Raw genomic sequence first — 7,900 nt, 5'->3', positions numbered from 1 at the left:
ATCATCTCGATAGACGCTTGTACAATTTGACGGATCGGCTGACGGATCGTCGTGAGGTTGATGTTCTCCCACCCTGACATTTCCATATCGTTCAATCCGATGATCCCGATGTCTTCGGGCACTTTCAAACCAGCGTCCTGAATGCCGCTCAAAGCGCCAATCGACAGAACATCATCGCCGCAGAAATAAGCCTGCGCAGGATCAGCTTTGAGCAGCTGTAACATTGATTTGCGCCCCGCCTCAAAAGAGTACTCATCCGCAAAAGAAATGCGCGCCGTCATTCCTGCCGCGCCAAGTTCGCTGACAAAGCCTTGCATCCGGTCTTGTGTCGAGGTTGCGCTTTCTGGTCCACCCAGAAATGCAACGTCAGTATAGCCGCGTTCGATCAAAGTGCGCGCAGCCATGCGCCCGCATTCCACGTTGTCGATGCCAATCACATGTACATCTGGCGAACTGGAATACCGTCCAAACGTATTCACAACCGGCATGCGCGCATCACGGAACGCTTTGGAAAACGCCGGCGGCAATGTCGAAGACGTGACCACCACCCCATCAACCGAATACTGTCGCAACATTTGAACGCTACTTTCGGGATCGGTTTCATCGGTCAAATTCACCAGCAAGGGGCGCAAACCGCGATCCTGCAAACCACGCGTAAACAAATCAAACACAGTCAAAAAGACGGGGTTGTGAAAGTTGTTTGAGATCAGGCCAATCATTTTGGTGCGCCGGGTCGTCAAACTCCGCGCAAGGAAATTGGGGCTATAACCAAGCTCATCTGCTGCCTTAAGAACTTTTCGGCGCATTTTATCTGAAACAGACGCACCGTCGGTGAATGTCCGCGATACAGCCGAACTCGACACCCCCGCCCGTGCAGCCACGTCTTTTAAAGTTGCAGTCATAAGACCCTTCTCGGATTTAACGGTTACTTATTACCTTAAGCAAAAAGCGGATGCAGTACAAAAATCTTCTTCATTTTTGCAACCGGTTGCAAATTGAAAAGAATCGTGTTTAATTACCCTCGAAGCTCGGGCGTATTCCTCGTTTTGAGCTCGAACAGCTTATTACTTTTGGGAGGAACTAATGAGAACTATCATGAAGAAGAGTATTCTTGCGACGGCCGTAGCGGTCACAGCATTGATGGGTGCAACAGCTGCATCCGCTGAAGGCGAAAAGTACATTCTGGTCAGCCATGCACCGGATTCTGACAGCTGGTGGAACACGATCAAGAACGGCATCGCCCTTGCAGGCAGCCAAGTGGGCGCAGACGTTGAGTATCGCAACCCACCGACAGGCGACATCGCTGACATGGCGCGCATCATCGAACAAGCGGCGGCCTCTGGCCCAGATGGCATCATCACAACGCTTGCCGATTATGACGTTCTGAAAGGCCCAATCATGGCGGCCGTCGATCAAGGTATCGATGTGATCATCATGAACACAGGCACACCTGAGCAAGCCCGTGAAGTCGGCGCGCTTATGTATGTTGGCCAGCCAGAGTATGACGCAGGCTTCGCAGCTGGCGTTCGTGCCAAGGGTGAAGGCGTTACGAACTTCCTCTGTGTAAACCACGCAATCCAGCAGCCAACAGTGGCTGAGCGTTGCCGCGGTTATGCAGAAGGTCTTGGCATCGAGCTTGGTAGCGCGATGATGGACAGCGGCACAGACCCTGCAGAAATCAAGAACAAAGTTCTCGCTTACCTCTCTGCAAACCCTGACGTTGACGGCATCCTGACACTTGGTCCGGTTTCTGCCGATCCAACAATTGCTGCACTGCAAGAGAACGGCATGGCAGGCGATATCCACTTTGGTACATTCGATCTTGGTGAAGAGATCGTTAAAGGCATCAAGGGCGATATCATCAACTGGGGCATCGACCAGCAGCCATTCCTGCAGGCCTATATGCCAGTTATCATCTTGGCGAACTGGGACCGCTACGGCGTTCTTCCAGGCAACAACATCAACTCTGGCCCAGGTTTCGTGACAAAAGACGGCCTGACCAAAGTTGAAGAATTCGCTGGTGAATACCGCTAAGTAAACGCAACATGATTTGGGCGGCCTGACACAAATAGGCCGCCCTTTTTTTCTCAATTTTCTAGGAGACCTCTGATGGCTGAAACTGCGCAATCAGACGAACGGATCAAGGATATATCCCCCTTGCGCCGTGCATTGATCCGGCCCGAACTCGGCGGCATCGTCGGCACGGTAGCTGTATTCACATTATTCGCGCTTTTTGCTTTCGATAGCGGAATGTTCAACAGCCAAGGCGTCATGAACTGGTCCGTCGTCTCCGCTCAATTTATGATTATCGCAGTCGGTGCATGCCTGTTGATGATCGCAGGTGAGTTTGATCTCTCTGTTGGCTCCATGATCGGCTTTGCCGGCATGATGGTCGCTGTTTTTGGCGTGGTGCTTGCATGGCCCATGTGGCTTGCCATCATCATCACTTTCGCCATCTGCTTGGCTCTTGGCGCGCTCAATGGCTGGATCGTTGTGCGCACGGGCCTGCCCAGCTTTATTGTGACGCTTGCCTTTCTCTTCATTCTGCGTGGCTTTACGATCTACATCCCCCAAACCGTTGAAAACAAAACAATCATTGGCGGCATCCGCGATGCAGCCGAAGGCGATTGGTTAGCACCCGTCTTTGGCGGTGAAATTGGCCGACCCATCTTTCAGTGGCTTGGCGAGCAAGGCATAATCTCTGTTTTTGAGCGCGGCTCTCGCGCAGGTCAGCCTGTTGTTGACGGCATTCCAATGCTGATCGTCTGGGCGCTCGTCCTTGTTGTATTAGGTCACATCCTGCTGACGCGCACACGCTTTGGGAATTGGGTTTTTGCCTCTGGCGGCGATCCTGATGCGGCGCGCAACTCTGGTGTTCCCGTGAACCGCGTGAAAATTCTCATGTTCATGTTCACAGCCTTCTGCGCCACAGTTCTGGCAGTCTGCCAAGTGATGGAGTTCGGTTCAGCCGGTGCTGATCGCGGTCTTCTCAAAGAGTTCGAAGCGATCATCGCAGTTGTCATCGGCGGCGCGCTTTTGACGGGGGGCTATGGCTCTGTCATCGGTGCTGCGCTTGGCGCGTTGATCTTTGGCGTTGTGCAGCAAGGTCTGTTCTTTGCTGGTGTCGAAAGTTCCCTGTTCCGCGTGTTCTTGGGCGTTATCCTCCTTTGCGCGGTGATCTTGAACACCTACATCCGCCGCATCATCACAGGAGAACGTTGATATGACTGCTCCAATTATTCAGATGAAGAACATCGAAAAGCACTTTGGGTCAGTGATTGCTCTGGCCGGCGTATCTGTCGATATCTATCCTGGTGAATGTCATTGCCTTCTCGGCGACAACGGCGCTGGTAAATCGACCTTCATCAAAACGATGTCTGGCGTGCACAAACCAACCCACGGCGAAATCGTTTTTGAGGGCAAGCCCCTGGATTTCAACCGTCCGCGCGATGCGATGGCAGCGGGGATTGCAACGGTGCACCAGCACCTCGCGATGATCCCTTTGATGTCCGTCAGCCGCAACTTCTTTATGGGCAATGAACCCATCAAGAAGAAATTCGGCATCTCGTTTTTTGATCATGAGCTGGCCAATGAGGTCACGATGAGCAAAATGCGCGAGATGGGGATCAATCTGCGTGGCCCTGACCAAGCGGTTGGTACGCTTTCAGGCGGTGAGCGCCAAACGGTGGCGATTTCACGTGCTGTGCACTTTGGGGCCAAGGTTCTGATCCTCGATGAACCGACATCCGCGCTTGGTGTACGTCAAACGTCCAACGTTCTTGCAACAGTGGACCGTGTGCGCAAGCAAGGCATCGCCGTTGTGTTCATCACCCATAACGTACGCCACGCGATGGCTGTGGGTGATCGCTTCACGGTTCTAAACCGCGGCAAGACCTTTGGCACGGCAAGCAAGGGTGAAATCAGCCCGGAAGAGCTGCAAGATATGATGGCCGGTGGTCAAGAGCTTGCGACGCTCGAAGGATCGCTTGGCGGTACGGTTTGAAAGCCTACGCGCCAAAGCGCTCCCTTTGAATGAACGCGGACAGGTCCTCCCTCTTCTCGCGGCGTTCAAAGGGAGGCTAATGAACTAGCTCGTTGGCTCTGGGAAATCACACCCAAAGCCAACGAGATCCTCAAAAAGCGTTTCAAGCTTTTGGATATCTGCCTCCGGTAGCGGACCACTCGCAATCGATGCGACGTTGCTCTGTAGATGCCCAAGATCGCCCGTCCCAAACAAAATAACATCGCAGAACGCTTTGTGCCGCACATAGCGGTAGGCCGCGTCGATCAAAGTTGCTGCGCCTTCGGGATGCAGTAAGAAATCGAGCGGATTATCGACCTCTGCCATCCACGCTGGCAGCTCTCCCGCATCGACACGTGTTTTCACATCCCTTTGCAAACGCCCCGGAATGCTGAACACCGCGCGCACCGCGAACATGATCACTGTCCCGATGCCCCGCTCATGCGCCTTGGGCAGAATGTGACGCCCCGCATGTTGGTTCATCATATTGTATGCGATTGCGATGGCCCCGAATTCGGGTGCTTCAATCGCGCGGGTCAGCATGTCGTGGTTCAGATCGCGCGGTGAAGATTCAGTGATCCCGATATGACGAATTTTACCCTTCTCCTGCTCGCGCAGAAGCGTCGGCAACACATGATCTTGGATCAAATCATATTCGCGGCCAACGACCGCATGCAAGTTAAACACATCAATGTAATCAGTGCGCAGGGCGTTCAACGAATGATCAACAGCAGCGATGGTTTCCGCCGCAGTCAGCACATTGCTCCCGCGTGCCCCTTTGAACTTCGACGAAATCACAACTTGATCGCGCGGTATATGCTCTAGCGCTTGTCCGACGATTGGCTCGGTCCCGTAGACTTGCGCCGTATCAAAGAAATTCACGCCTGCATCAAAGGCAGCACGGACGAGCGATACGCTATGATCGACCGATTTACCCGCAGATTGCCCAAGCCGACTAGAGCCACCGCACCCCAAGCCAGCAACGCTGACTTGGAGATCGGTTTTGCCAAACGGAACACTGTCCATGCGCGCCCTTAAACGAGATCGCTGGGCAGCAGCGCGTCAGGCACGTTTTGATAACACACAGGACGCAAGAAACGGCGGATCGAGAGCGTGCCAACAGAAGTCGCGCCAAAGTTGGTTGAGGCGGGATAAGGACCGCCGTGTACCATCGTATCGCTGACCTCAACGCCTGTTGGGAAACCATTCACGAGCACGCGGCCTGCCTTGCGCTCTAGGATCGGCATCAGGCCGCGCGCCGCATCCGTATCGCTATCATCCATCTGAATTGTGCAGGTCAATTGACCAACGAAGGATTTCGCGACCGCTGTACGTTCGACGTCATCTTTCACACGCACGATGATGCCCAAGGGGCCAAAGACCTCTTCGGACAGTGCATCATTGGCGAGCCAGTTTTCCGCGCTTGTGTTGAACAGATAGGGCGTCGCGGTACGTCCAGAACATGTGCTTTCAAACAGTGCTTCAACGCCATTTGCGCCGCTCACTTCTGATACGCCCGCTTGATAGGCCGATGCGATCCCTTCCGTCAGCATGACCTGACCTGCGACGTCTCCCAATGCAGCTACTGCCGCGTTCGCAAAGGCGTCCGCCTCCGCACCCTCTTGAACAATCGCAAGTCCGGGGTTCGTGCAAAACTGCCCTGCCCCCATAGTGAGCGATCCCGCCCAACCCGCGCCAATTTCAGCGCCGCGATCTTTGAGAGCGTTCTCAAGGACAAACATCGGATTAACTGAACCGAGTTCGCCAAAGAACGGAATAGGTTCAGGGCGCGCTGCGCACAGATCAAACAAGGCACGGCCACCTGCGAGCGAGCCTGTGAAACCAACCGCTTTGATCAAAGGTTGCTCAACAACAGCCGTGCCAACAGCGCGATTGCCGCCTTGGATTTGGCTGAACACACCGGGCGCGACACCGCAGTCTGCAATAGCCGCTGCTATGGCCTGTGCGACAATATCCGAAACGCCAGGGTGCGCAGAGTGACCTTTGACCACCACAGGGCAACCCGCCGCGAGCGCTGCCGCCGTGTCACCGCCAGCCGTGGAAAACGCCAAGGGGAAGTTGGAGGCGCCAAACACCGCAACAGGCCCAATCGGGCGCTGCACCATTTTCAAATCAGGGCGCGGCAACGGCGCACGATCTGGCAAAGCTCCGTCATGACGGCGGTCTAGGTAATCACCGGCTTCGATGTGATCCGCAAACAAGCGTAGCTGCCCAACCGTGCGGCCACGTTCGCCTTGCAAACGCGCCTCAGGTAGGCCCGTTTCCTTGACACCCATCGCCGTAATGTCATCGCCGCGCGCATCGATATGATCTGCGATGGACCGCAAGAAAGTCGCCCGCTCGGCGCGGCTACTATAGCCATAGCTCTCAAATGCAGTTTCAGCCGCCTTTGCCGCGCGATCAACCAATGCGACGGAGCCAACCGCGAAACTATCCGCTTCGCCGCTCACAGGCGCATTGGTAAACGTACCATCGCCGTCCACCCATTCGCCTGCGATCAAGTGTTTTCCTTTAAGCATGCTCAAATCCCTCAATCGCCAGTCGGGATTTCGCCCGCTTTTTTCGGAACGTGATAGCCCTTTTGCACGGCGTCGCGCGCGAGCAAGCGTTTGTACCAAGCGCGCACATTCGGGAACTGATCAAGGTCCGCTTTGTGCCACTCGTACCGCGAGACCCACGGCCAGCAAGCCATGTCTGCGATAGAATACTCGTCACAAATAAACTCGCGCCCTTCGAGGCGGCGATCCAGCACGCTATAGAGACGGGCAACTTCTGCCTTCAAACGCTCCTCTGCGAACGGCGCTTCACCGGGGTTAAAGTGTAGGTATGCATGCGCTTGACCGCAGATCGGGCCGAGACCCGCCATTTGCCACATCAGCCATTCCATGACTTCTGTGCGCTTGGCGTTATCTTTTGGCAGGAACTTCCCATATTTATCAGCGAGATAGATCATGATCGCGCCGGATTCCATGACGGACTGACCTGTATCCTGATCCACGATTACAGGGATCTTATTGTTCGGCCCGATTTTCAGGAACTCAGGCTCGCGCTGCATGCCTTTTGAAAATTCAATCGGATGCACGTTATATTCGACACCAAGCTCCTCGAGCATAATCGAAATCTTGCGCCCGTTCGGCGTGGTCCATGTGTAAAGATCAATCATAGCAGTCTCTCGTCTTTAAGAAGAAGGGTTGGCCATATCCAAAGCAGGATCATCGACGCCCCATGGGCTAAACGATGCGGGGATCAGGATTTTGTTTTCTTGTGCGATCTGCAGCTCGCGCACTTTCGGAACGTAAGCGAGCCAACGTGGATCAGCGCCCAGAATTGCGCGGCGCTCTTCGCGCTCCGCGTAATCTTTGTAGGCCCACATATGCACAATCTGGTGCAAGGCCCCGATATCGCTTGAGAAATACCCGACCATGCGGCCGAGGATTTCACGCTGAACGGCAAGTCCTTCGGCCTCATAAAGCGCTAGGTACTTTGGCGCGGCGCCAATCTGAAGTGTGTAGGTACGTTGCTCAACAATCATAGTCAGGTCTTCTTTTCTAAAGTCGCGTGTCCTTGCGCAGTCGCCTGAGCAAGGGTTTGAGTAGGCGTCAACGCTTGCGTGTCGACCACCAACTCTATCAAATAACCGCCTTTTGCAGCGCGCGCACGTTGCAGCGCCGCAGGGAAGTCTTCGGTTTTGGTGACCTTTTCGCCGCCAATCCCAAATGATCCTGCATAAGCCACGAAGTCGGGATTAAAGAGGTCAGTTGCGATTTTGCGATCAGGATGATGACGTTCTTGGTGCATGCGGATCGTGCCAAGCATGCCGTTGTTCACAACCAGATAGATCACATCAAGATCATAGAG

Annotated in this window: 9 protein-coding genes; 3 read left to right on the top strand and 6 right to left on the bottom strand. The window is 54.4% G+C overall.

Annotated features, from left to right (window positions below; genetic code table 11):
• On the bottom strand, positions 1-902 hold a 902-nt coding region (locus ABJQ89_RS13090), incomplete at its 3' end, for a LacI family DNA-binding transcriptional regulator (protein WP_348496659.1).
• 181 nt (positions 903-1,083) lie between these two features.
• Between ABJQ89_RS13090 and ABJQ89_RS13085 the strand changes: the two genes are divergently transcribed.
• From ABJQ89_RS13085 to ABJQ89_RS13075, 3 genes are all read left to right on the top strand, one after another.
• Positions 1,084-2,034, top strand: a complete 951-nt coding sequence (locus tag ABJQ89_RS13085; RefSeq protein ID WP_348496658.1) for a sugar ABC transporter substrate-binding protein — start codon at positions 1,084-1,086, stop codon at positions 2,032-2,034.
• 75 nt (positions 2,035-2,109) lie between these two features.
• A complete protein-coding gene (locus ABJQ89_RS13080; RefSeq protein ID WP_348496657.1) occupies positions 2,110-3,222 on the top strand; it encodes an ABC transporter permease in 1,113 nt (370 codons plus the stop codon).
• A gap of 1 nt (position 3,223) precedes the next feature.
• Positions 3,224-4,003, top strand: a complete 780-nt coding sequence (locus ABJQ89_RS13075) for an ATP-binding cassette domain-containing protein (RefSeq protein WP_348496656.1) — start codon at positions 3,224-3,226, stop codon at positions 4,001-4,003.
• An 84-nt stretch (positions 4,004-4,087) separates the two neighbouring features.
• Here ABJQ89_RS13075 and ABJQ89_RS13070 read toward each other — a convergent pair whose 3' ends face one another.
• The 5 genes from ABJQ89_RS13070 to ABJQ89_RS13050 form a co-directional block, all read right to left on the bottom strand.
• Positions 4,088-5,047, bottom strand: coding sequence for an aldo/keto reductase (locus ABJQ89_RS13070; protein ID WP_348496655.1), 960 nt, complete (start codon positions 5,045-5,047; stop codon positions 4,088-4,090).
• Between the two features lie 8 nt (positions 5,048-5,055).
• The gene (locus tag ABJQ89_RS13065; protein ID WP_348496654.1) at positions 5,056-6,561 is read right to left on the bottom strand and encodes an aldehyde dehydrogenase (NADP(+)); all 1,506 of its coding nucleotides are present in this window, start codon (positions 6,559-6,561) and stop codon (positions 5,056-5,058) included.
• An 11-nt stretch (positions 6,562-6,572) separates the two neighbouring features.
• Positions 6,573-7,205, bottom strand: coding sequence for a glutathione S-transferase N-terminal domain-containing protein (locus tag ABJQ89_RS13060; protein ID WP_348496653.1), 633 nt, complete (start codon positions 7,203-7,205; stop codon positions 6,573-6,575).
• Positions 7,206-7,220: 15 nt separating this feature from the next.
• Entirely contained in the window at positions 7,221-7,574 is a 354-nt protein-coding gene (locus tag ABJQ89_RS13055) for an NIPSNAP family protein (protein ID WP_348496652.1), read from the bottom strand.
• Between the two features lie 2 nt (positions 7,575-7,576).
• A partial coding sequence (locus tag ABJQ89_RS13050; protein WP_348496651.1) for a thiamine pyrophosphate-dependent enzyme occupies positions 7,577-7,900 on the bottom strand: 324 nt, incomplete at its 5' end.

It is taken from the genome of Planktotalea sp. (genome assembly GCF_039984035.1).
In the GTDB taxonomy this organism is placed as follows: Bacteria; Pseudomonadota; Alphaproteobacteria; order Rhodobacterales; family Rhodobacteraceae; genus Planktotalea.
Note: the sequence above shows the minus strand (reverse complement) of the source record. Positions and strands in the feature narration are given on the sequence as shown.

What these genes read in the sequence shown, in the direction of transcription:
- ABJQ89_RS13055 (WP_348496652.1), bottom strand. Translation starts at nt 7,574, where the DNA reads ATGATTGTTGAGCAACGTACCTACACACTTCAGATTGGCGCCGCGCCA.
- ABJQ89_RS13065 (WP_348496654.1), bottom strand. Translation starts at nt 6,561, where the DNA reads ATGCTTAAAGGAAAACACTTGATCGCAGGCGAATGGGTGGACGGCGAT.
- ABJQ89_RS13075 (WP_348496656.1), top strand. Translation starts at nt 3,224, where the DNA reads ATGACTGCTCCAATTATTCAGATGAAGAACATCGAAAAGCACTTTGGG.
- ABJQ89_RS13085 (WP_348496658.1), top strand. Translation starts at nt 1,084, where the DNA reads ATGAGAACTATCATGAAGAAGAGTATTCTTGCGACGGCCGTAGCGGTC.
- ABJQ89_RS13060 (WP_348496653.1), bottom strand. Translation starts at nt 7,205, where the DNA reads ATGATTGATCTTTACACATGGACCACGCCGAACGGGCGCAAGATTTCG.
- ABJQ89_RS13070 (WP_348496655.1), bottom strand. Translation starts at nt 5,047, where the DNA reads ATGGACAGTGTTCCGTTTGGCAAAACCGATCTCCAAGTCAGCGTTGCT.
- ABJQ89_RS13080 (WP_348496657.1), top strand. Translation starts at nt 2,110, where the DNA reads ATGGCTGAAACTGCGCAATCAGACGAACGGATCAAGGATATATCCCCC.